Here is a 23,252-nt window from a genome sequence, read left to right on the forward strand (position 1 = left end):
GATCCGCCGACTCGGGGGACAGGTGTCGGACTCGGGCGTTAGGTTGCAGGGCATGGGGGACGCGACCTCGGAACCCGAACACCTCTACGCACGCCTGTCGGAGCGGGCGCGGCTCGCGCTGCTGCGCAATCCCCAGGGCTTCGTGCCGCCGGAGTTCATCGGCCAGGTCATGAGCGTCTGCGGCGACGACAGCGTCTGCTATGTCACCGAGGAGAACGACGCTGTACCTCACTTCGCGATCTTCCAAGGCGCCGTGTCGGATTACCTGTTCGCTCGCCGGCAGGGCCTCGACGCCTGGTGGGATGCGCTCGAGCCGGAGGTACTGCGAGCACTGGCCAGGGGAGACACGATGTTCGACTCGGCTCTCGTCGACAGTGACTACGTCACGCTGCGCCTGGCGGGTGCGGAACTGCGCTGACGGGAGAGTCGTCTGCGGCGTTTCGTCGCCTTGGTCGCCCGTCGCCGCGTCTACGGTGGAGCCGCGGATTGTCGGCAGCGAGCCGGTTCCGGAAAGGTGTGATGGCGGGTGAAGGCGCGGGAACCGGCAGATCGCTGGCTGCGAAACTACCTCACCACGACGTTGACACCGAACGATCTGAATCTCTTTCTGTCCGGCCTCGAAGAGTCGTTCACCGCGGACATTCCCGAGTTGGCCGCGGACGCGGAACTGCAGCGCGATCTGCGGGCCGCGGTGCGCAGTCAGCTCGGCGCCTTCCTGGGCGCCTCCGGCCCGTCCGGCGACGGCCCCGCCGAGGCTCCCGTCTCGGTGGAGGCCCATGCGCTCGCCCGCACCGTTGCGCAGCGGGGGCTCGAGCTGCGGGTCCTGACGCAGCTGTACCACGCCGGTCACCGCGCCATGCTCTCCTTTGCGACCGAGTTTCTCCAGCAGGAGGACCTCGACCCCCAGTTCAAGCTCGAGGTTCTGACCACCATGTGGTCGCAGACCAGCGAACTGCTCAACTCGATGCTCGACGAACTCGCCGTCACGTACGCGGACGAGCGGGAACGGCTGCTGCAGGGAGCTTTCGCCTCCCGCGTGACGACGGTCCGCGAGATCCTCGACGGGGGCGGGGGCGTCGCGCAGTCGTCCGGACTTCTCGGCTATCCGCTGCGACTCGCGCACACCGCGGTGGTCGCGTGGGTCGACGACTCGACCTTCTTCGCCGGCTCCCTCGACCGGGTGATGACCCGAATCTCCGGCGGGCGCCGCACACTGTCGGTGCCGTCCGGGGCGCACGGCGTGTGGTCGTGGATTGCACAGGACGGCGCCGCCGCGTGGGTGATCGATCGGAGCCTGATACCGGACGGCGTTCGACTCGCCGTCGGTGAGTCGGCGCCGGGCATCGAGGGATTCCGCCGCAGCCATCGTGAGGCGTTGGCGGCGCAACGGATCGCCGAGATCGGCACGCGTCGAGATGTCGTGACCAGCTATGCAGACGTCGAGCTCGTGTCGATGCTGTCGGCGGATCCCCACGCGATGCGTGGGCTCGTCGCGCGAGAGCTCGCCTGCCTCCTGGGCGCAGATGCCGCGTCCGAGCGTCTCCGGGACACCCTGCACGCGGTGATGAGCTGCCACGGTAACCACGAGGCCGCCGCTCGGGGTCTGGGAATCCACAAGAACACCGTCCGATACCGCATGCAGCGGGTGGAGGACATCCTCGGTGGGGATATTCTGGCGCGCCGACTGAAGCTCGAACTCGCGTTGAAGTGTTTCGAGGCGTTCGGTGAGTGATCGGGGGTAGCCGGCCAGCCGAAAGGGCGAGCTCAGTCTCGTTCGGCTCTTGTCCCGAAGATTGCCGCGAGGATCGCCGCAGCCAGCGGGAACAGCACGATTCGTGAGCCGCGTTCCGCGCTGTCCAGATCGGCCCACGAAAGAGCCTGGGCGACAGCGGCGATCAGGTATTCGCCGCACTCGTGTATCGGTTCATGAAGCGCTCCGTCTGTCGGGTCTGTCGGATGGGCTACGCACTACATCCTGCGATAGCCGGCACCCGGTTCGGGTGTCGGCTATCGGCGTCATGCGGCCTGTGGTCCCGCCCGATTGTGGGCGGGGATGGGTTTCTTGTACGGGTCGACCGAGCTGGGTGGGGTGAACCACGGGTGGCGGTCGGCGCCGATTTTCACTTGCCAGTGACTGTGGTGGAGGAGTCGGTGGTGGTAGCGGCAGAGCAGGACGAGGTTGTCGAGGTCGGTGGGTCCGCCGTCTGCCCAGTGCTTCACGTGGTGGCCTTCGCAGTGGGCGGGTGGCGCTCCGCAGCCGGGGAAGGCGCAGCCGTGGTCGCGGGCGATCAGGGCGCGGCGCTGCTTCTTGGAGACGGTTCGGCTGGTGCGGCCGAGGTCGATGGGGACGCCGTCGTGCATCACGATCGGGGTGAGATGGCAGTCGCACGCGAGTCTGCGGGCAGTGGCGATGGTGAGCGGCCCCAAGTGCGGCATTCGTGCAACATCCTTGTCGCCGAACATGTCCGGACTGGTCTTCCGACCGGAATCCTGGTCGTCACTCTGATCGAACTGGCCATGATCCGCCCCGGAGCGGGCAAGGTCGGCGGCGTTCACGTGCAGCGAGAGGTGAGGCTTCTCTCCACCTTCGATGGGTGCGTCGCCGGAGTCGAGGTAGCGGCGCAGGATCTCGGCGAACGCGTCCGCGCGCTTCTGCGCGGGGGTGCGGGTGCCGGCGGGGTCGTCGACCGGATTCCTCGGCTTGGTCAACGCAGACAACGCTGTCAGCAGCATTTCCCCGGTGACGGCGTCGAGATCCCCCTTCACGGCGACGCGCCCGTTCAGAGTTTTCGAGGCATGGAACTCGTTGCGTTCGGCGTCTTCGCTGGGAGGGAGTTCGTCGGATTCGAAGATCCGCTCGAGCCTCGCGATGCAGGTGCGCACGGTCATGGTGGTCGCGGCCGGTCCGGAAGCGGCGTCCAGCAACACTTTCCGGCACGACCCCAACGCCTCGTTCGGCATGCCGCGGGGTGGGGTTTCGCAGAATTTGCCGATCAACGCGGCGTGCTCGGCCGAGACGGCGCCGTCGTTGAAGGCGTCGGCAATTTCGGGTTGCCGGCTCAGCATTTTGCCCAACGCGAGGATCCGTGCCGCGGCCGGCACTTCCAACAATGTGTTCGCAGCCAGCCACTGCTTGACGCTGCGGAACCCGAGGACGTCGAACGACACTGCGCGCGCGTCGATTTCGTCGACCGCGACGGCCCGAAGAGTCTCCAAGCGCTCGATCTCGCGGCTGAAGTCGATCGCCGACCGCAACAGGTCGAGTTCGGCCAGTCGACGTACCTCGGCGGGTCGCAGCACGGTGGCTGCGGTGCCTGAATTGTTGAGTCCCCCCGGATTCATGACACCAGCCTACTTCGAACGGGTGTTCGAGTCAATGGTGGAGAGTGTCGTGTCGAGCAAATTCTCGATGTGCGGCACGGTGCGACGCTGACGCCACCTGTCGACAGTTGTCGCTGTGCTGATGCCTAGGGTGTTCCCATGGGGTGCAAACGGGGGTCGATCGCGGTCGTGGCGGCCACATTCGCGGGAGTGGCACCTCTGTCGAGTTGTGTGACCAATGTCGATGTGCCGGCTACGTTTGCCGCGACGGTGACGATCACGGGTGAAGCGGACGAGGTGTGGGCCGGTTCCGGCGAGTGCGTATGGGTCGATGCAGCGCACCTTGTTCCGGGGTATGTGGTTTCCATCTCTGCTCGGTCCGCTGCGACGACATCATTTGCGCCCCTGAGGGTCGAGTCGATCGAGACTTCTTCTGACAACGGGGCTGGAACGTGCACCTACACCGCGTACTTCGAGGCGATCGCCGCGAACCAGGCAGGCTACGAGCTGTGGGTGAGCAACAACGTCCGGCAACAGTCCTTCACCGCTGACCACCTGAAGAGCGGACCCACCTACCGTCTGGAGGGAGCTGGTCCTCCACCAGATCGTTGAGGCGTTAGGGGTGTTCGGTTTTTCGGCACGGCAGCCGAGCCAGATCCAGATCTAGATCCAGATCCAGAGAGCTGATGCTGCATCAACAGCATCGGGTCCAGTCCACGTGATGCCGTGAACCGGCTCACCCCAGACCCTGACCTGCCGGACAGTTGCCGTCGGCAACAGAGGCTCTGGTTGACGCCAATGCGCCCACGGTCTCGCCGTGCGGCGAGACAGCGACATGGCCGGTACGGGCTGAGCCACAACGAGTTCCGTTGCGCCATGCGGCACACACCCTCGAAATGCTGAATACGCTCACTCACGCCGTTGCGGAGTAGGCCGCTCTATACTCGGCGAGTGGGCAGCGCAGGAGACGACTCCGACTTCACCGGCCGGCTGACGTTTCGGACCGTATACGGCGGACCGGACGTGCCGGGGGAGTGGATTGCCGCCGTCACCCGCATGAAGCGTCAGCTGGGTGAGATCGGTTTCACCTACGACCTGGACGTGCTGCTGCACGTCGGGGGTTCCATCTCGTCGACGGACGGGCCCACCGGGCTGCGGAACCCGCGCGTCTCGGTCGCGAAACGCTCCGTGACCGCCCAGATCCACGTCGGTCGCGTCGATGTCGAGACGGCGGTGGATCCCGATGCGTTCGTGCGCGAGACGATCTCTCGTGCGGTCGGGCAGCTGATCGAGCGCATCGCGGCCAAGGATGGCGGGGTGGATGCGGCGGCGGAGGAGGAAAAGCTGGGAATCCTGTCCGAGACAGAGGAAGCGTAGCCCGTCCGTAGCGGGCTCGGGGGACACGCGTCGGTCCGGTCGGCTCGTCGGGACGTGCTCGTCGAGGAACTTCTGTGTCGACTCGGCAATCGCCGCCGCATGCACACCCACACGGCCCGCGCGAACCCCTTCAGCACGCGTCATGACCGGTAAACCTTCCACTGGAACTGGCTCGCTCATGCTGCTGACAACGTACCGGCCAGACGTCCGATATCGAGCGGTTTCAACATGCCTACCTGCGCGAGCGACGTAGCAGCACATGAGGGCCGCGTACTTCGTCGAACGGCTTTACGCATCCGGGTCGATCCGGCGTTGTCGGTCGACGGTGTGCCTGCGATGCATGTGCTGTCGTCGGTGATGAGGATCGGGCGCCCGTCCGGGTGTTCGATACGAAGTCGGCTGCCATCCGCCAGACCCGACACCCGCTTTCGGGTCTCTCACCACAAGGCGCGGCCACTCACCCGCGACCAGGTCGGGCGTCGCCGGGGCACCGAACTCGCGAATCGTCCCACGAAGTGGCAGATCGGGTCCGGCGCTGAGCCCCGCAGAAAACTCAGCCCACAGCGCTACATGAGTGATGAGCCCGATCTTTGTTGCCTTCCAGACGCAGGACAAGTCGTGTGAGCACGCCGTATCGAGCACGGTGGACGGTTGGTTGCCGTTGCCGTTCTGCCCCATACGGATTGGGTGGCGGGAACAGCTCGCGGACGATTCAGTAGTTGTCGACGACCAGGTTGGGGAAGGTGTACCAGCCGCCCCCGATGTTGCGCGCCCCCGTGTGTTCGACGCTTGTCTCCGAGAGACCGTGAGGTGCGTAGATCCATCCCGGGTTCTCGGACGGTGACGGTCCCGTCCGTGCGTCGTAGAAGTACACCGAGCCGTCGGTGCTGACATGGGCGTACGCCACGTCGAAGCGTCCGATCCGAAGGTCGCGATGGTAGCGGCCGCTCTGCGAATTCTCGGGTTCGCGAAGTAGTTGGCGGGCAACCTCTTCGAACTCGCTCTGATGGTCACCGAACGTTGGGCGACCCACAGCCGATACGCCGAGTGCGCACCCGGCAACGAGGAGCCAGGCCGCGATCGCCCAGGTCCGGCGTCGCCGCTGGATAGCGGTGAGTATCGCCACGACGAGCGTCACCACGGCTGAAAGGACAAGCACGACGCGGGCACCCGCCGCCGCGACCGCACTGTCGGAAGGGTTCGGCCACGGTAGATGCCATGCCGTCCCAGTCATGACAGCCGCCGCGACGAGCGTCGCGGCGACGTTGATCCACGCCATCCGACCGAGGGAACCTCGGTCGAGGTCCGAACTCGATTCGAACGCCACCCGTCGAGCATAGGGGGGATCGACACGCCGTCGACGGTAGTGCGGTGCTCCGTGTCAGGATTCGGGCGGGACCGCGCCGAGCCGTTCGTTGTAGGACAGCCCGTCCGAGGGAGAGGGAAGGCGGCTTCGCGTGGTCCCGGACAGTGCGGGGGTCGGGGATGAACCGCAGGCGCGCGTACCGGGAAGCGGCTGGCCCTCAGGGAACTCGGAACCCGCGGAACGTCACATCTCGACGCGGCCGGAAACCGAGACGCGTGTAGACGCTGATCGCCTGCGCGTTGGTGCCCGCCACGTGGAGGAATGCCCTGTCGCCCCGGGCCGTGATCCGGTCTGTGAGCGTCTGGACCAACCGTGCGGCGTGTCCGTGGCCGCGCGCCTCTGGCGCGGTGCAGACGGCGCTGATCTCGGTCCACCCCGGCGGGCGCAGGCGCTCGCCGGCCATGGCGACCAACGTGCCGTGGTGCCGGATCCCGAGGTAGGTGCCGAATTCCGGTGTTCGGGCCCAGAACGGACCGGGGCGCGTCTCGGATACGAGTTCGAGCATGTCCGGCACGTCTGCGGCCCCGAGCTCGACGAGTTCGAATCCTCTCTGAAGGGCGTCCGAGGCGACGACCGGGCGCGCGTCCGTGGCGGGCGGAGCGATCATCTGGAGTCCGTCGAGCGCGAAAACGGGCTCCCAGTGCGCGGGCGGAAGTTCCGGACAGCTGAAGAGGTCGGCAAAACCGCCGCTCCCGAGCAGTCGGGCGAGATCGTCCCAGTCCTCGGGTTCCGGATGGGCGGGAACGGAACAGAACGTGGAGACCTCGTCCGCGTACGTGCCCGCCCGGCCGACAGTGCGAGACAGGTGGGCGTGCGCGCCGGACAGGGAGAAGTGAACCGGATGATCGAGCCCGGGATCGTCGATCTCCGCCCAGTCGTCCGCGAGGAGCGCGCCGGAGTCCGGCTGGGCGGTCGGGAGGGAATCGGAACGGGGATCGGACGCCATGCACCCAGCCTCGCATTCGGGCGAACGGTCGACGAAATCTGCCGTGATGGTCCCGGCGGAACAGGTGAAACCCTCGGGGGCGGATTTGTGCGCGCCGCACAACTGCTGCGCGTCGAGCTGTGCCGAATGCCCAAGCGAGTGCCGACGTGTGCGTGTGATCATGGTCACGTGGATCGCTGAACGATCTGCAACAGTCCCCGAGAGAAGGTGTGCAGCGTGGCAGTTTCCGGAGTCCCCGACGGTTTCGACTTCACCGACCCCGACGTCTACGAGCAGAGGCTGCCGATCGCCGAGTTCGCAGCGCTCCGCAAGTCGGCCCCGGTCCACTGGGTGGAGCAGCCGCCCACCAAGGGTGGATACGCAGACGAGGGCTACTGGGCGGTGACCCGGCACGAGGACGTCAAGGAGGTCTCGCGCAACAGTGAGGTGTTCTCCACCTGGGAGAACACCGCCATCGCACGCTTCTCTGACGACATGCCCCGCGAGACCGTCGAGCTGATGCGGCACCTGCTGATCAACAAGGACGCCCCCGAGCACACCAAGCTCCGCAAGGTCATTGCCCGTGGCTTCACGCCGCGCGCCGTCCAGAGTCTGCGTCCCGCACTGAAGGAGCGCGCGGAGAAGATCGTGCAAGACGCGGTGGCCGCGGGATCCGGCGACTTCGTCGAGCAGGTGGCATGCGAGTTGCCGCTGCAGGCCATTGCGGAGTTGATCGGCGTACCGCAGGAGGACCGGCACAAGATCTTCGACTGGTCGAACCAGATGATGGGCTACGACGATCCAGAGTTCGCGGAGGAGTCGGCGACCGCGTCCGCCGAGATCCTCGCGTACTCGTACGCGATGGCCGAGGAGCGACGCAAGTGTCCCGCACAGGACATCGTCACGACGCTGGTGGAGGCGGACGTCGACGGCGACGGGCTCGCGTCCGAAGAGTTCGGGTTCTTCGTTCTGCTACTCGCCGTTGCCGGCAACGAGACCACCCGCAACGCGATCACGCACGGCATCATGGCGTTCATGGACAACCCCGACCAGTGGGAGTTGTACCGGCGGGAGCGTCCGTCGACGGCAGTCGACGAGATCATCCGTTGGGCCACACCGGTCGTCGGGTTCCAGCGAACAGCGTTGGCGGACACCACGCTCGGCGGTCAGGCGATCCACAAGGGCGACCGTGTCGTGATGTTCTACTCGTCGGCGAACTTCGACGAGGACGTGTTCGAGGATCCGAAACGATTCGACATCACCCGCACGGACAACGATCACCTCGCCTTCGGCGGCACCGGCGCGCACTTCTGTATCGGCGCAAACCTCGCCCGGATGGAGATCGAGCTGATGTTCAACGCGATCGCCGACCACATGCCCGACATCACCAAGCTCGGCGACCCGCGCCGCCTGCGATCCGGGTGGATCAACGGGATCAAGGAACTGCAGGTGGACTACGCCGGTAAATGCCCGGTGGCGCACTGACCGGATTCGTCCGACGCCTCGGCGCCGGCAAGGAGTTCGACGTGCGGGGTATCGGAAGTTGACGAGCACGGCTGCGAGCGGCTCGCCGACGCCGATGGTCGTCGTGGACTCGTGGGTGCGAAGCACATCGACTGCCATGCCCGCCACGTGATCGACGAATGGCCAGATGTGGTGGAGCGCTTGGACTGTTCGGCGGGCCGGGTCACCACCAACCGGTGAGCGGGCCGAGGCGGGCGCCCAGTACGGGGGTCAGAGTCTTCACGTACGACGTCGTGAGGTGATTCGAGTCCCGGTAGATCTGCACGTTGCCCTCGATCGCCCGGCAGCGGTCCTCCCGGCAGACGGCATCGGAGAGGTCGAGGGGCAGGACTGACGGAAACGGCGCCGACGCATCCTGGGCGGGGTCGATCGGGTCGAGCGCCAGCGCACGGTCGATGCCGCACGTGTCGGCGTTGCCGCCGCGTCGGGCCAGGCAGTCCGAGGCGCGGAAGGCGATGCCGTCCGATTCGAGCCACGGAGTGTCGCGAACCACAATGGTGGGAAGGTCGAGATCGGTCAGGGCCTGCCACAGCGCGATGTAGGTGTCGGGGGTGTAGTCCCCGGGGGTGCCGGGGCGGGGGCGGGTCGAGGTGCTGAACACGATGTCGGGGCGGGCGGCGGCCATCGCGTCGAGGATCTCGAACGTCCACTCCTCGCATTCGCCGACCGGGGCCTCGGGGTCCGGGGGCAGCACCGCTGGGCACCCCACCTTCAGGTACGTTTCCACCCGGAAACGGTGTTCGTGGCCGAGTTCATCGAGTGCGGGCAGCCAGTGTTCGGCATGCGAACCGCCGATCAGGGCGATGCTGCGGTCGGCGTCGACGTCGCCGTAGGTGCACGTGAGCGCCTCGGTCTGGCCGGGCTGGGACATGCAGCCGTCGAGCGTCGTCGCCGGCAGGTCCGACTGCGCCACGAAGCGCGACGGCTGCTCCCGCGCATACTCGACCTCCGTGCCGGACAGGAGAGCGGCGGCTCCGGGGTATATCGAGGCATCGAGCGAGCTCTGCTGCGCCCACTGCTCGGTCCGGCGGTCGATGAATCCGGTCCACGTCATCGAGGCCGCCGCCAGAGCGACCGTGATCAACGAGACGACCGTGATCAGAGCGCCCCGCACCGCGCGGGGAGCCGACGGCCGACGTATGGGCGTCTCGATCAACCGTGTGGTGAGTTCCGCGAGCACCAGGGAAACCGCGATCACGACGGCGCCGCCGGCCAACCCGACCTCGGCTTCCTCGCGCCAGACGAGGTACGCGATGAGGACCGGCCAGTGCCACAGGTACAGCGCGTACGCGATCGACCCGAGTCGAACCAGGGGCCGCGACGCGAGCAGCCGAGTGGGGGAGCGATCGGTTTCGACGTCCTGCGATCCGGCGACGATGAGCGCGAGCGCGGCACCGACGGGGACCAGCGCCCAGGGTCCGGGGAACTGGCTGCGCCCGTCGAGCAGCATGCCGCACGCGACCACGACGGCGAGTCCGGCGACCGCGAGGAGTACGCGCCAGACCCGCCGCACCCGCAGGAACGGGGCAACGCAGGCCAGCAGGCCGCCGACGAGGAGCTCCCACATGCGTGCACCGGTGTCGTAGTAGAGCCACGTCTGCGGCAGGTCGCTCGTCGTCGCGTACGTCAGCGACGCGAGCGCGAGCCCGCCGAGCAGCAACGCGAGCGGCCCCCGGACCGGGACGCCGCGAGTGCGGAGCAGCCACGCGAGCCCGAACACCACGACGAGCGCCGCCAGATAGAACTGGCCCTGCACCGAGATGGACCACAGATGCTGCAGCGGGCTGACCGACGGGTCGGCGGCGAGGTAGTCGCTCGCGGTATCGGCGAGATGCCAGTTCTGCAGGAACGTCAGCGACGCCGTGATCTGCCGTGCGGTGTCGAACCACTGGGTGGCCGGATGCATCACCACCGTGAACGCGGCCACCGCCGCCAGCACGATCGCGAGCGGCGGCACCAGGCGTCGCACCACGCGCCGGACGACGGGAACCGGATCGGGGCGGGCTCCGGACTCGGCGGTCCGCAGCAGCGACGCGACGAAGAAGAACCCGGACAGCGTCAGGAAGATGTCGACGCCACCGGAGACCCGCCCGAACCAGACGTGGTAGACGACGACGAGGCCGATCGCGAGACCGCGAAGTCCGTCGAGATCGTGGCGGTATGCGGGGCGGCTGCGGGTGGGAGAGGCCGACGGCCCGCCGATGGTTCGGTCGGTGGAGCTGACGGACAACGCGAATCTTTCCGGGCAGGCGACGGGGCGGCGACCGCGGCGGATTCCGCCGACGGGGACCTGTCCAACGTACCTGCCGACCCGCCGGTCCTGCCCGACACCTACAGTCGAGCGCCGTGAACTCCCTGCACCTGACGGCCGATCGGATCGTCGAGATCGACAGCACCCACCTGTGGCACCCCTACGGCGCGTTTCCCGCGTCGACGGCGTCGCTCGTCGTCGAGTCCGCGCAGGGCGTGCGGCTCACGCTCGCCGACGGGACCGAACTGGTCGACGGGATGAGCTCGTGGTGGTCTGCCGTCCACGGATACCGCAATCCGGTGCTGGACCAGGCAGTCTCCGACCAGCTGGGCCGGATGAGTCACGTCATGTTCGGCGGGCTCACCCACGCCCCGGCCGCCCGGCTCGCCGAACTGCTCGTCGAGATCACCCCCGCGGGGCTCGACAAGGTGTTCCTCGCCGACTCCGGGTCGGTGTCCGTGGAGGTCGCGGTGAAGATGTGCCTGCAGTACTGGCGCAGCCGCGGCCGGCCCGAGAAGCACAGGCTGCTCACGTGGCGTGGCGGGTATCACGGCGACACGTTCGCGCCGATGAGCGTCTGCGACCCGGACGGCGGCATGCATGCGATGTGGACCGACGTCCTCGCTCAGCAACTGTTCGCCCCGGCGCCGCCGCGCGAGTTCGATCCCGAGTACGTCGAGGAGTTCGAGAGGATCGTCGTCCGGCACCGTCACGAACTCGCCGCGATCATCGTCGAGCCCGCCGTCCAGGGTGCCGGTGGAATGCGATTTCACCACCCCGACTACCTGCGGGAACTACGCCGCATGTGTGACGAGCACGGACTGCTGCTGGTGTTCGACGAGATCGCCACGGGCTTCGGGCGCACCGGTGAACTGTTCGCGGCGGATCACGCCGCCCTGGCGCCGGACGTCATGTGCGTCGGTAAGGCGCTCACCGGCGGCTACCTCACTCTTGCCGCGACGCTGTGCACCACCGAGGTGGCCGAGGTCATCAGTGCGGGCGAGGGCGGCGGCATCATGCACGGACCCACCTTCATGGGGAATCCGATGGCGTGCGCGGTGGCGGTCGCTGCGGTGGAACTGCTGCTCTCGCGCGATTGGCGCACCGAGGTCGCGGCTCTGAATGCGGGACTCGAGCGCGGACTCGCCCCGGCGTGGGAGGTGCCGGGCGTCGTGGACGTGCGGATCCTCGGTGGGATCGGCGTGATCGAACTCGCCGGACCGGTCGACATGCCGACGGTGACCGCTGCCGCGGTCGACGCCGGGGTCTGGCTGCGGCCGTTCCGGAACCTGATCTATGCGATGCCGCCGTACGTGTGCGGTGCGGACGACATCGACCGCATCGCCGCCGGAATGGTTGCCGCGGCGCGCAGTCAGTCCCGGAGTGCCGTGGAAATGTGATCTGCGTCGCTACAGTCCCCGTGTGGACAGCGTCGGTGTGCCCCGCCCCCGGCCGGTGACCGGCCTGCTCGTGCTCGTCGGGCTGATCGCGGGGATGATCGCCGCCCTGGTATGGCACTTCGCCGCGCCGTCGCCGGCCGCGTGGCTGCCGGGCCTGCCGCTGCTGGCGGTTCTCGGGATGCTCGTCGGCTGGTTCGTCGCGGCGTGCGCGAACGCCGAAGGGTGGCGGATTCTGCGCGCGCCCGCCGCCCCACGGCGGCCGCTCGTGGCCCTCGTGTGCGGCACCGCACTGGTCGCGGGCCTGTGCTTCGCATGGGTGTGGACCCTCGCGCCACCCGCGCCGGACGAGGCTGCCGCCGACTCGCAGCCCGTCCCGATCGCTACGGCGGCGACGGAGACGCCCGTCCGGTTCGAGGGCCTCGGGACACCGTTCTGTGGTGAGGTCGGGGTCATGTGCGTCTACGCCGACGCCGACACGAGCACCGACGCCGACGTGGTGGAGCTGGACATGGTCGTGGCGGAGCCCGGATCGGTCCGTCTGGGGGTGGGATCGCCGTGGCTGACCTTCCCGATCCTGTGCGGGGTGACGGCGTCGGTTGCCGCCGCCGGCGCGCTCGGCAGCGGTGTCCGGGTGGTGCGATGGGCGGTCGAGCGCCGATGAACGGTCCCGATACAAGCCCACTTGAACGCCGTTCAAGTGGGCTTGTATCGTGCTGCGGGTGGGAATCGATGGCACCGCCCTGAGTTGGCTCGACGACGTCGAGAGCGCGCGTCGCACTGCCGGACTGCGCCGTGAGCTGCGGGCACGTCACGACCGGGATGCGGTGATCGACCTCGCGTCCAACGACTACCTGGGCCTGGTCCGGCACCCCGAGGTCATCGACGGAGCCGTCGACGCCGTCCGGCGCTGGGGTGGGGGAGCGACCGGTTCACGCCTGGTCACGGGCACGACGTCCGACCACGAACTTCTCGAACGCGAACTCGCCGACTTCGTCGGTGCCGAGTCCGGTCTGGTGTTCGCGAGCGGCTACGCGGCCAATCTCGGTGCAGTGACGGCGCTTTCGGGCAGGGATGCGCTGATCGTGTCGGATGCCGGCTGCCACGCGTCGCTCGTCGACGCGTGCCGGCTGTCGCGGTCCCGGGTGGTCGTCGCGCCGCACGCCGACGCCGAGTTCCTGCGGCGCGCGCTGGCCGAGCGAACCGAGGAACGTGCCCTCGTGCTCACCGACTCGGTGTTCAGCGCCGACGGCGATCTGGCTCCGCTGGCCGAGATGCACCGGGTGTGCCGGGACCACGGCGCCGTCCTGCTCGTCGACGAGGCGCACGGGATCGGGGTACGAGGCCGCGGTGGTCGCGGACTCGTCCACGAGATGGGCCTGGCCGGGGAACCGGACATCGTCGTCACCGCGACGTTGTCGAAGTCTCTCGCGAGCCAGGGTGGGGCGGTGCTCGCGGCGGAGAAGGTCCGCGCCCATCTGATCGACGCGGCACGCACGTTCATCTTCGACACCGGCCTGGCGCCGGGCGCGGTGGGCGCCGCCCGCGCGGCGCTCGCGGTGCTGCTGCGGGAACCGCACCGGGCGTCCGCCGTCCTGGACCGCGCCCGCGACCTCGCCTGCATCACCGGTGCCGACCACCCCGAATCGGCCGTGGTGTCGGTGGTGCTCGGCGACCCGGAGGTGGCGTTCGCGGCGGCGGCGGCCTGCCGCGAACGCGGACTGCACGTGGGTTGTTTCCGCCCGCCGTCCGTCCCGGAGGGCACGTCGCGTCTGCGTCTCACGGCGCGGGCGACGATCGATGCGGACGACATGGCGTGTATCGAATCCGTTCTGACCGAGGTGCTTTCGGATCTTCGCGTGGGAGCCCCGGCATGAGTGTTCTCGTCGTCTCCGGAACCTCCACCGACGTCGGAAAGACCGTTGTCACCGCGGCCCTCGCCGCCACCCTGCGCGCGGCGGGGCGATCGGTGGCGGTGTGCAAGCCCGCGCAGACGGGGGAGGCGCCGGGTGCACCCGCGGACCTGGCCGAGATCGTCCGGCTCAGTGGCGTCACGGAGACCGTCGAGCTCGCCCGCTACCCGGAGCCGCTCGCACCGGACACGGCGGCGCGGCGTGCCGGAATGCCGATGGTGACGCTCGCCCAGGTGGTGTCGGCGGTGCGCGAACTCGACGCCCACCACGACGTGACACTGGTCGAGGGCGCCGGCGGCCTGCTGGTCCGGCTCGGCGCCGACGGGTTCACCGTGCGCGACGTCGCCGCCGCACTCGACGCCCCGGTCCTCGTGGTGGCCGCGCCCGGTCTGGGCACGCTCAACCACTGCGCCCTCACCGCGGAGGCGCTCGCCACGGCCCGCGTGAAGTGCACCGGGTTCGTCGTCGGATCCTGGCCGCAGCGGCCGGATCTCGCGGCCCGCTGCAACCTCCATGATCTGCCCGCCGTCACCGGGTCCGCGGTGGTCGGGCGCGTGCCCGAGGGCGTTGCGGGCCCGGACGCCGCCGGATTCGCCGCGGCCGCCCCCACGTGGTTCGACCCCGAGTGGCTCGAATCGGTGATGATCAGACGATGATGCGGCAGTAGAGACGCTCGCCGCGGGAGGTCGCAGTGGTGGCCAGTTCGGCCAGCGCGACGACGAACGGGACGGATTCCTCCGAGGGCTCGGCGGCTTCGTCGAAGATCCACGCGCCGGCCGCGGCGATCAGTGCGCTCGGCTCGGAACCGGCCAACGCAGCGCGCAGTTCGTCGGCGACCGACAGTACGAACGCGTCACCGTCCTCGCTGTCCGCCACCATGGTTCCGCGCCGCGGGCCGGCCTTGACCTCGTCGTAGCTGCGACCGGTGAGGACCGCCTCCAGCTGTCCGAGCGAGACCGTCGGGTCGATCTCCTTCGCCTGGAGAACCGGTGTTCCGCTCGCGGCGGTCCGTACCCGGGGGCGGGCCGCCTCGTCCGGCGAGGTGCGGTAGAGCTCCTCGGCCGCGGCGATGTCGTCCGGATCGAGGTCGAGCAGATCGTCGAGAGCCGCCGCCGCGGCCTCGTCGGACGGCGCGGAGAAATAGTCGGTGATTGCGGACATGTCGGCATCGTTGCACAGCCGGCCGGGTGGGTGGACAGTGCGATCCGGAACTTCGGACGCGACGGAACCGGTGGATTATCCGAACAGGATCCGGCGGGTGGGCGGGTGCGCGCGTGGACCGGTCTACGGGCGAAGCACGATCGTTCCGTGCGGGTCGTCCGGGAACGGCTCGATGTCGACGATCAGGGCTGTCTCGATCGCCTCCGGCTCGGGCTCGATCGCCGAGTCCCATGTCCGGCCGGTCAGGTACAGCGAGCTGACGTTCTGAAATGCCCGCCCCGCGATGTCCGCCATGAATCCACCCCCACGCCAGTCGTATTGCCCCACGGTACGCCCGTCGACCTGAACGACCCCGGACCCGGCACCGGACCCGGGGTCGTCGTAGGGGAAGGAGCGTCAGCCGACCGCTGCCGCCGACTCCTCTTCCGGAGCGCTGGTGCGGATCAGGTGATCGAACGCGGACAGGGCGGCCGTGGCTCCGGCGCCGGCAGCGATCACGATCTGCTTGAACGGGACCGTCGTACAGTCGCCCGCGGCGAACACTCCCGACACCGACGTCTGACCGCGATCGTCGATGACGATCTCGCCGCGCGGCGACAGGTCGACACTGCCCGCCAGCCACTCGGTGTTGGGGAGCAGGCCGATCTGGACGAACACGCCCTCGAGGTCCACGGTGTGCGACTCGTCGGTCGTGCGGTCGGTGTAGGTCAGGCCGGTGACCTTGCTGCCGTCGCCGAGGACCTCGGTGGTGAGGGTGCTCAGCAGGATCGTCACGTTGGGCAAGCTCCGCAGCTTGCGCTGCAGCACCTCGTCGGCCCGCAGCGCCGAGTCGAACTCGACGAGCGTGACGTGCGCGACGATGCCGGCGAGGTCGATCGCCGCCTCGACGCCGGAGTTGCCGCCACCGATGACCGCGACGCGCTTGCCCTTGAACAGCGGGCCGTCGCAGTGCGGGCAGTAGGTGACGCCCTTGTTCCGGTACTCGGTCTCACCGGGAACGTTCATCGACCGCCAGCGCGCACCCGTCGACAGGATCACCGTGCGGGCGAGAAGCGAAGCGCCGCTCTCCAGTTCGACCTCGACGAGGCCGTTCTCGGTGGCCGCCGGCACGAGCTTCGCGGCGCGCTGGGTGTTCATGAGGTCGACGTCGTACTGCCGCACGTGGTTCTCGAGCGCCGCGCCGAGCTTCGGGCCCTCGGTGTAGGGGACGGAGATGTAGTTCTCGATCGCCATCGTGTCGAGGACCTGACCGCCGAAGCGCTCGGCGGCAATGCCGGTGCGAATTCCCTTGCGGGCGGCGTAGATCGCGGCCGCGGCGCCGGCGGGGCCGCCACCGACGACGAGTACGTCGAACGGATCCTTCTCCGCGATCGCGGCGGCGGCGCGGTCCGCAGCACCGTCGTCGAGCTTGTTGACGATCTCGGCGAGGCTCATTCGGCCCGAGCCGAACAGTTCGCCGTTGAGGTACACCGTCGGCACCGCCATGATCTGACGGCCGTCGACCTCGTCCTGGTACAGCGCGCCGTCGATGGCGACGTGACTGATGTTGGCGTTGAGCACCGCCATCAGGTTCAGCGCCTGCACGACGTCGGGGCAGTTCTGGCAGGACAGCGAGAAGTAGGTCTCGAAGTGGAACTCGCCCTCGAGTCCCCGGACCTGCTCGAGCACCTCGGGCGCTTCCTTCGACGGGTAACCGCCGACCTGGAGCAGCGCGAGTGCGAGCGAGGTGAACTCGTGACCGAGGGGGATGCCGGCGAAGCGGACCTCGATGTCGGTGCCGACGCGGCGGATGGCGAACGACGGGCGTCGCGCGTCGTCGTCGCGGCGCTCGTAGGTGATCTTGTCCGACATCGCGGCGATCTCGGTGAGCAGTTCGGCGAGTTCGGCCGACTTGGCTCCGTCGTCGAGGGAGGACACGAGCTCGATCGGCAGGGTCAACCGCTCGAGGAGGGACTTCAGTTGGCCGGCGAGAGGGGCGTCGAGCATGCGGATCTACTCCATCCGTGGGGAAGGCTGTGATCGGGAATCGGACCGTGGTTCTCCTGCGGTCCGGGCAGGTATGGCGAGGTGCAGATCGAGACGGAAGTGGGGGTGGGCGCGGGCCCGGAGCAACCGGGCCCGCGCCGCCCGAAGCGACTTACGTCAGCTGATGCGACTTACGTCAGATCTTGCCGACGAGGTCCAGCGACGGAGCGAGGGTCTCTTCGCCCTCTTCCCACTTGGCCGGGCAGACCTCGCCCGGGTGCGAGCGGACGTACTGAGCGGCCTTGACCTTGCGCAGCAGCTCGGCAGCGTTGCGGCCGATGCCCTCCGCGGTGATCTCCATGAACTGGATGACACCGTCGGGATCGACGAGGAAGGTGCCGCGGTCGGCCAGGCCCTGGTTCTCGCGAAGCACCTCGAAGTTGGTGCTGATCTCGAGGGTCGGGTCACCGATCATCGCGTACTGGATCTTGCCGATGGTGTCGGAGGAGTCGTGCCACGCCTTGTGCGTGAAGTGGGTGTCGGTGGACACCGAGAAGACCTCGACGCCGAGGCGCTGAAGCTCCTCGTAGTGATCGGCGAGATCACCGAGCTCCGTCGGGCAGACGAAGGTGAAGTCGGCCGGGTAGAAGAAGAAGATCGCCCACTTGCCCTTGATGTCCTCGTCGGACACGTCGACGAATGCGCCGTTCTTGTACGCGGTCGCGGCGAAGGGCTTGATCTGCTTGTTGATCAGGGCCATGTGAACCTCTGTTCGGTCGAAGTTGGATACCAGACGTTTCAGAGGTTAACCAAGAATCATAGATAGTTCCAATCTATGAGGTCTATTTCATAGATACCCTTTACCTATCAATGTCGGGGCGGGCGGTTTCGGGCAAAACCGGCGCCTCGGCGTCGTTTCTCGCCGCCCGGAGCGGGGACGGCGAGAGTCGACGGTCCTGTCTCGTCAGAGCACCTTGGCGATCACCGATTCCGCGTAGCCCTCCAGGTGTGCGAGCTTCTGCTCGAGCGGCTCGGTGTCGGGTGCGACGTCGTAGGAGTTGCGGAAGCCGACGATCACGTCGGTGACGCCCTTGTCCTCGAGCCTTTTGATGCCGTCGACCGTGTAGGCCTCGGCCGACGCGACGTGGATCTCGAATGGGGCATCCGCCTTGCCTTCGGCGGACCGGATCTTCTGCAGCCGGTCCAGCATCCGGTCGAGTTCCTCGGGGTCGCCGCCGGCGTGGGTCCAGCCGTCGCCACGCACCACGGCCCGGCGCAGCGCGGCGTCGCTGTGGCCGCCGATCAGGATCGGGATCGGCTGTGTCGGAACCGGATTGATCTTGATCGACGGCAGGTCGAAGATCTCGCCGTGGTACTCGAAGTATCCGCCGCTCGTGAGTCCTCGCACGATGTCGATCGCCTCGTCCGTTCGGCGACCGCGACGCTCCCACGGCACGTCCATGACCTGGAAGTCGTCGGGCCACGGGCTGACCCCCACGCCCAGCCGCAGGCGGTTGCCGGTCAGGTAGGCGATCGAGGCGGCCTGCTTCGCTACGAGCACCGGCGGGCGGACGGGCAGCTTGAGCACGAACGTCGTGAACCGAAGCGTGCTGGTCGCCGCGCCGAGGGCCATCGCGAGGATCATCGCCTCGACGAAGGGCTTGTTCTCGAGGAACTCGCGGCTTCCGTCCGGCGTGTACGGGTACACCGAGTCGGACTCCTCCGGGTAGCAGATGCTGTCCGCGACGGTCATGGAGTCGAAGCCGACGCGTTCGGCGGCCTGCGCGAGGGGCACGTAGAAGTCGGGGTCGGTCATGGACTCGGCGTAGGTGAATCGCACGGACGGGCTCCTTCGGTCGGGTGGCGGGCGAGGTCCGTCCCGCCCGCACCATCTTGAAGTGGGCTGGATCACATGTCAGTGCTCCTCCCGCTGCGCGGGAAATCGATTCGGCGGGCAGGGCGCCGGATCTCGTGCGATCGACGGCATCGGCGCGACACCTGACGTACTGTGAGTGGCATCACACCGTGTAGGCAGATCGGGCGCGGACCGGCAGCCCTGCCGCCGTCCGATCCGACCGACGTTTGTGCGGAGGTACGGATGACCACCACCGAAGTGATGGATTTGCAGCGCACGATCGGGCACTTGCGTCAGTGCATCGGATCGTTGCGAGAGGTGTACGGCGACGCGTCGGCCGTGCGCCGACTGGCCAACGACGTCGACCGACTCGACATCGACGCCCATGATCTGAGTGAATCGCCGCCGCGTCCGACGGCCGGCGCCACCGCCGAGCGGGTACAGGTGCCGGACACCCCGTACGACCGCTCGCTGTGGCAGGGCGCGGACGACGAGGGACTCGGCGGCAACCCGCACGAGAACACGTGAGGACGCCTCGGGTGACCGAGATCGGCGCGCCGCCGTCGGCTCGGGCGGACATCGATGCGCGCACCCTGCGCACCGACCGGTGGTGGCTCGCGCCACTGCTCACCACGCTCGGTCTGGCGGTGTTCGTGGTGTACGCGACGGTGCGCTCGTTCGTGCGTGCCGCGTACTGGGTCGACGACTACCACTATCTGACGCCGTTCTACTCGCCGTGCATCAGCGAGTCGTGTGTGCCCGGGGCCAGCCACTTCGGGACCTGGGTGGGCGAACTGCCGATGTGGATTCCGCTCGGATTCCTCGTGCTGCCGTTCCTGCTGGGGTTCCGGCTCACGTGCTACTACTACCGCAAGGCCTACTACCGGTCGATCTGGCTGGCGCCGCCGGCGTGCGCGGTGGCCGAACCGCATTCCACCTATTCGGGCGAGACTCGGTTCCCGCTGATCGTGCAGAACGTCCACCGCTACTTCTTCTATGTCGCGCTGGTGGTCTCGCTCGTCAACACGTACGACGCGGTGCGCGCCTACGAGGGACCGAACGGCAGCTTCGGGCTCGGTCTGGGCAGCCTGATCATCACGGGCAACGTGATCCTGCTCTGGGCGTACACGCTGTCGTGCCATTCGTGCCGGCACGTCACCGGCGGCAGGCTCAAGCACTTCTCGGCGCACCCGGTCCGCTACCGGATCTGGACGTGGGTGAGCAGGCTCAACACTCGGCACATGCAGCTCGCGTGGACCACGCTCGCGACGCTCGTGATCACCGACTTCTACATCATGCTGGTCGCGAGCGGCACCATCTCCGACCTGCGATTGATCAACTGAGTTCCACCGATTCCGGCATCACCGACGGATGCACCGAGAGGGGGAGTGCGCATGGCCGAGGTCGAACGGCACAGGTACGACGTGGTGGTGATCGGCGCCGGCGGTGCCGGTCTCCGCGCGGTCATCGAGGCCCGGGAACGAGGGCTGTCGGTCGCCGTCGTGTGCAAGTCGCTGTTCGGCAAGGCCCACACCGTGATGGCCGAGGGCGGCTGCGCGGCAGCGATGGGCAACGCGAACTCGAAGGACAGCTGGCAGGTGCACTTCGGTGACACGATGCGGGGCGGCAAGTTCCTCAACAACTGGCGCATGGCCGAACTGCACGCGCGCGAGGCGCCCGACCGGGTGTGGGAACTCGAGACCTACGGCGCGCTGTTCGACCGAACCGAGGACGGCCGCATCAGTCAGCGCAACTTCGGCGGGCACACCTACCCGCGGCTCGCGCACGTCGGCGACCGCACCGGGCTCGAGCTGATCCGCACGATGCAACAGAAGATCGTCTCGCTCCAGCAGGAGGATTTCGCGGCGACCGGTGACTACGAGGCGCGGGTGAAGGTGTTCGCCGAATGCACCGTCACCGAACTGCTCAAGGACGGCGACCGGATCGCCGGGGCGTTCGGCTACTGGCGCGAGTCGGGACGTTTCGTGCTGTTCGAGGCGCCTGCCGTGGTGATGGCGACCGGCGGCATCGGCAAGTCGTTCAAGGTCACCTCGAACTCGTGGGAGTACACCGGCGACGGGCACGCGCTCGCGCTGCGCGCCGGCGCGAACCTGATCAACATGGAGTTCGTGCAGTTCCATCCGACCGGGATGGTGTGGCCGCCGAGCGTCAAGGGCATCCTCGTCACCGAGGGCGTCCGCGGTGACGGTGGCGTGCTGAAGAACTCCGACGGCGAGCGCTTCATGTTCTCCTACATCCCGGCGGTGTTCAAAGGTCAGTACGCGGAGACCGCGGAGGAGGCCGACAAGTGGTACGACGACCCGGACCACCACCGCCGCACCCCGGATCTACTGCCCCGTGACGAGGTGGCCCGCGCCATCAACTCCGAGGTCAAGGCGGGCCGATCCACCCCGCACGGTGGCGTCTACCTCGACATCGCGTCGCGCATGCCCGCGGAGGAGATCGTGCGGCGGCTGCCGTCGATGCACCACCAGTTCAAGGAACTCGCCGACGTCGACATCACCCGAGAACAGATGGAGGTCGGGCCCACCTGTCACTACGTGATGGGAGGCATCGAGGTCGACCCCGACACCGGGTCCTCCACGGTGTCTGGGCTTTTCGCGGCAGGCGAATGCTCGGGCGGGATGCACGGGTCCAATCGGCTGGGCGGTAACTCCCTGTCCGACCTGTTGGTGTTCGGTCGTCGGGCAGGCCTCGGCGCGGCCGACTACGTCCAGTCCCTCGAGGCGCGGCCGGTGGTCGCGGAGGCGGACGTCGCGACGGCGGCACGGGCCGCGTTGTTGCCGTTCGATCCGCCGGAGGCGGGCGCGGGGGAGAACCCGTACACGCTGCACACGCAACTGCAGCAGACGATGAACGACCTGGTGGGGATCATCCGTACCGAGTCGGAGATCGAGCAGGCCATCGCCACGCTCGACGACGTCAAGTCCCGCCTGCCGGGGGTGACGGTCGAGGGGCATCGGCAGTTCAATCCCGGATGGCACCTCGCGCTGGACCTGCGGAACATGGTTCTGGTCAGCGAGTGCGTGGCACGCGCGGCGCTGATGCGCACCGAGAGCCGGGGCGGGCACACCCGTGACGACTTCCCGTCGATGGATCCGGAGTGGAGGTCGACGTTGCTCGTGTGCAGCACGGTGGCCGGCGACCCGGCGGCGGAGGACGGCGCGTCCGTGCCCGACGTGATCGTCACCCGGGAGCAGCAGGTGCCGATGCGCCCGGACCTGTTGGCGCTGTTCGACATCGACGAACTCGGCAAGTACTACAGCGACGCCGAACTCGACGCTCATCCTGGAAGGGCGACCTGACATGGGATACGACGCGAAATTCCGGATCTGGCGCGGTGACGCGTCGGGGGGCGACCTGCGGGACTATGCGGTGGAGGTCAACGAGGGCGAGGTGGTCCTCGACATCATCCACCGGATCCAGGCGACACAGTCCCCGGACCTGGCGGTGCGGTGGAACTGCAAGGCGGGCAAGTGCGGATCGTGCTCCGCGGAGATCAACGGCCGGCCGCGGCTGATGTGCATGACCAGGATGTCGACGTTCACCGAGGACCAGGTCGTCACGGTCACGCCGATGCGCACGTTTCCCGTCATCCGCGACCTCGTCACCGACGTGTCGTTCAACTACGTCAAGGCGCGCGAGATCCCGTCGTTCACTCCGCCGCCCGGCCTCGCGCCGGGGGAGTACCGGATGAAGCAGGTGGACGTGCAGCGCTCGCAGGAATTCCGGAAGTGCATCGAGTGCTTCCTCTGCCAGAACACGTGTCACGTGGTCCGCGACCACGAGGAGAACAAGGAGGCGTTCGCGGGTCCGCGCTACCTGATGCGCGTCGCCGAGCTGGAGATGCACCCGCTCGACGTGGCCGACCGGCGCGACGCCGCCCAGGACGACCTCGGTCTCGGCCTGTGCAACATCACGAAGTGCTGCACCGACGTGTGCCCCGAGGACATCCACATCACCGACAACGCCCTGATTCCGATGAAGGAACGGGTTGCGGACAAGCGCTACGACCCGGTCGTCTGGCTGGGTAACAAGCTCTTCCGTCGCGATCGACACTGATCGCCCCACGCGGTCGGCGCGGTTGCGTGCCAAACTGTTTCGGCGCGATCGCTCACAGTGAACAACACGGACTGCAGTTGGCACTCACATCGGGCGAGTGCTAATTTTGACGGC

The 23,252-nt window shown here is 68.0% G+C and carries 22 protein-coding genes; 13 read left to right on the plus strand and 9 right to left on the minus strand.

Annotated features, from left to right (window positions below):
* Positions 1–52 precede the first annotated feature (52 nt).
* Both ABEU20_RS03050 and ABEU20_RS03055 read left to right on the plus strand, forming a co-directional pair.
* The gene (locus ABEU20_RS03050; RefSeq protein ID WP_420162889.1) at positions 53–418 is read left to right on the plus strand and encodes a hypothetical protein; all 366 of its coding nucleotides are present in this window, start codon (positions 53–55) and stop codon (positions 416–418) included.
* 108 nt (positions 419–526) lie between these two features.
* Positions 527–1,732 (plus strand): PucR family transcriptional regulator, encoded by a 1,206-nt coding sequence (locus tag ABEU20_RS03055; protein ID WP_420162890.1) that lies wholly within the window; start codon positions 527–529, stop codon positions 1,730–1,732.
* A gap of 284 nt (positions 1,733–2,016) precedes the next feature.
* Here the strand turns inward: ABEU20_RS03055 and ABEU20_RS03060 are convergent, their stop codons facing one another.
* The gene (locus ABEU20_RS03060; RefSeq protein WP_420162891.1) at positions 2,017–3,342 is read right to left on the minus strand and encodes an HNH endonuclease signature motif containing protein; all 1,326 of its coding nucleotides are present in this window, start codon (positions 3,340–3,342) and stop codon (positions 2,017–2,019) included.
* A gap of 210 nt (positions 3,343–3,552) precedes the next feature.
* Here ABEU20_RS03060 and ABEU20_RS03065 point away from each other — a divergent pair, with 210 nt between their 5' ends.
* Both ABEU20_RS03065 and ABEU20_RS03070 read left to right on the plus strand, forming a co-directional pair.
* Positions 3,553–3,933, plus strand: coding sequence for a hypothetical protein (locus ABEU20_RS03065; protein WP_420162892.1), 381 nt, complete (start codon positions 3,553–3,555; stop codon positions 3,931–3,933).
* 339 nt (positions 3,934–4,272) lie between these two features.
* The gene (locus tag ABEU20_RS03070) at positions 4,273–4,698 is read left to right on the plus strand and encodes a hypothetical protein (protein ID WP_420162893.1); all 426 of its coding nucleotides are present in this window, start codon (positions 4,273–4,275) and stop codon (positions 4,696–4,698) included.
* 712 nt (positions 4,699–5,410) lie between these two features.
* Here the strand turns inward: ABEU20_RS03070 and ABEU20_RS03075 are convergent.
* Positions 5,411–6,025 carry a hypothetical protein gene (locus tag ABEU20_RS03075; protein ID WP_420162894.1) on the minus strand — a complete coding sequence of 205 codons (615 nt, stop codon included), beginning with the start codon at positions 6,023–6,025 and terminating at the stop codon, positions 5,411–5,413.
* Positions 6,026–6,221: 196 nt separating this feature from the next.
* On the minus strand, positions 6,222–7,010 hold the full coding sequence (locus tag ABEU20_RS03080; protein ID WP_420162895.1) for a GNAT family N-acetyltransferase: 789 nt from the start codon (positions 7,008–7,010) through the stop codon (positions 6,222–6,224).
* Between the two features lie 216 nt (positions 7,011–7,226).
* Here ABEU20_RS03080 and ABEU20_RS03085 point away from each other — a divergent pair, with 216 nt between their 5' ends.
* Positions 7,227–8,474 (plus strand): cytochrome P450, encoded by a 1,248-nt coding sequence (locus tag ABEU20_RS03085; RefSeq protein WP_420162896.1) that lies wholly within the window; start codon positions 7,227–7,229, stop codon positions 8,472–8,474.
* Between the two features lie 202 nt (positions 8,475–8,676).
* On the opposite strand, the gene ABEU20_RS03090 is transcribed toward ABEU20_RS03085, so the two are convergent.
* Positions 8,677–10,743, minus strand: coding sequence for an acyltransferase family protein (locus ABEU20_RS03090; RefSeq protein ID WP_420162897.1), 2,067 nt, complete (start codon positions 10,741–10,743; stop codon positions 8,677–8,679).
* 116 nt (positions 10,744–10,859) lie between these two features.
* Here ABEU20_RS03090 and ABEU20_RS03095 point away from each other — a divergent pair, with 116 nt between their 5' ends.
* Genes ABEU20_RS03095 through bioD form a run of 4 tightly spaced genes read left to right on the plus strand, consistent with a single transcriptional unit; the run spans position 10,860 to position 14,730 of the window.
* Positions 10,860–12,164, plus strand: coding sequence for an adenosylmethionine--8-amino-7-oxononanoate transaminase (locus ABEU20_RS03095; RefSeq protein ID WP_420162898.1), 1,305 nt, complete (start codon positions 10,860–10,862; stop codon positions 12,162–12,164).
* Between the two features lie 22 nt (positions 12,165–12,186).
* Entirely contained in the window at positions 12,187–12,825 is a 639-nt protein-coding gene (locus ABEU20_RS03100) for a hypothetical protein (RefSeq protein ID WP_420162899.1), read from the plus strand.
* Positions 12,826–12,871: 46 nt separating this feature from the next.
* Positions 12,872–14,038 carry an 8-amino-7-oxononanoate synthase gene (locus ABEU20_RS03105; protein ID WP_420163137.1) on the plus strand — a complete coding sequence of 389 codons (1,167 nt, stop codon included), beginning with the start codon at positions 12,872–12,874 and terminating at the stop codon, positions 14,036–14,038.
* Positions 14,035–14,730 carry a dethiobiotin synthase gene (gene bioD, locus ABEU20_RS03110; RefSeq protein ID WP_420162900.1) on the plus strand — a complete coding sequence of 232 codons (696 nt, stop codon included), beginning with the start codon at positions 14,035–14,037 and terminating at the stop codon, positions 14,728–14,730. Before ABEU20_RS03105 ends, bioD begins: the two co-directional genes overlap by 4 nt.
* Here bioD and ABEU20_RS03115 read toward each other — a convergent pair.
* The 5 genes from ABEU20_RS03115 to ABEU20_RS03135 all read right to left on the minus strand — a co-directional run bounded on the left by ABEU20_RS03115 (position 14,720) and on the right by ABEU20_RS03135 (position 19,040).
* Positions 14,720–15,235, minus strand: a complete 516-nt coding sequence (locus ABEU20_RS03115; protein ID WP_420162901.1) for a hypothetical protein — start codon at positions 15,233–15,235, stop codon at positions 14,720–14,722. The two genes, bioD and ABEU20_RS03115, sit on opposite strands and share 11 nt — an antisense overlap.
* Before the next feature lie 123 nt (positions 15,236–15,358).
* Positions 15,359–15,529, minus strand: a complete 171-nt coding sequence (locus ABEU20_RS03120) for a hypothetical protein (RefSeq protein WP_420162902.1) — start codon at positions 15,527–15,529, stop codon at positions 15,359–15,361.
* 102 nt (positions 15,530–15,631) lie between these two features.
* Positions 15,632–17,221, minus strand: coding sequence for an alkyl hydroperoxide reductase subunit F (gene ahpF / locus ABEU20_RS03125; protein ID WP_420162903.1), 1,590 nt, complete (start codon positions 17,219–17,221; stop codon positions 15,632–15,634).
* Between the two features lie 175 nt (positions 17,222–17,396).
* Entirely contained in the window at positions 17,397–17,960 is a 564-nt protein-coding gene (ahpC, locus tag ABEU20_RS03130; protein WP_420162904.1) for an alkyl hydroperoxide reductase subunit C, read from the minus strand.
* A 204-nt stretch (positions 17,961–18,164) separates the two neighbouring features.
* Entirely contained in the window at positions 18,165–19,040 is an 876-nt protein-coding gene (locus tag ABEU20_RS03135; RefSeq protein ID WP_420162905.1) for a TIGR03619 family F420-dependent LLM class oxidoreductase, read from the minus strand.
* Between the two features lie 258 nt (positions 19,041–19,298).
* On the opposite strand from ABEU20_RS03135, the gene ABEU20_RS03140 reads away from it, so the two are divergent.
* Genes ABEU20_RS03140 through ABEU20_RS03155 form a run of 4 tightly spaced genes read left to right on the plus strand, consistent with a single transcriptional unit; the run spans position 19,299 to position 23,138 of the window.
* A complete protein-coding gene (locus tag ABEU20_RS03140; RefSeq protein WP_420162906.1) occupies positions 19,299–19,583 on the plus strand; it encodes a hypothetical protein in 285 nt (94 codons plus the stop codon).
* 11 nt (positions 19,584–19,594) lie between these two features.
* On the plus strand, positions 19,595–20,398 hold the full coding sequence (locus ABEU20_RS03145; protein ID WP_420162907.1) for a hypothetical protein: 804 nt from the start codon (positions 19,595–19,597) through the stop codon (positions 20,396–20,398).
* 51 nt (positions 20,399–20,449) lie between these two features.
* Positions 20,450–22,381 (plus strand): fumarate reductase/succinate dehydrogenase flavoprotein subunit, encoded by a 1,932-nt coding sequence (locus tag ABEU20_RS03150; protein ID WP_420162908.1) that lies wholly within the window; start codon positions 20,450–20,452, stop codon positions 22,379–22,381.
* 1 nt (position 22,382) lies between these two features.
* Positions 22,383–23,138, plus strand: a complete 756-nt coding sequence (locus ABEU20_RS03155; RefSeq protein WP_420162909.1) for a succinate dehydrogenase/fumarate reductase iron-sulfur subunit — start codon at positions 22,383–22,385, stop codon at positions 23,136–23,138.
* Positions 23,139–23,252 lie beyond the last annotated feature (114 nt).

The sequence above is a fragment of the Rhodococcus parequi genome (genome assembly GCF_046042785.1).
In the GTDB taxonomy this organism is placed as follows: domain Bacteria; phylum Actinomycetota; class Actinomycetes; order Mycobacteriales; family Mycobacteriaceae; genus Prescottella; species Prescottella parequi.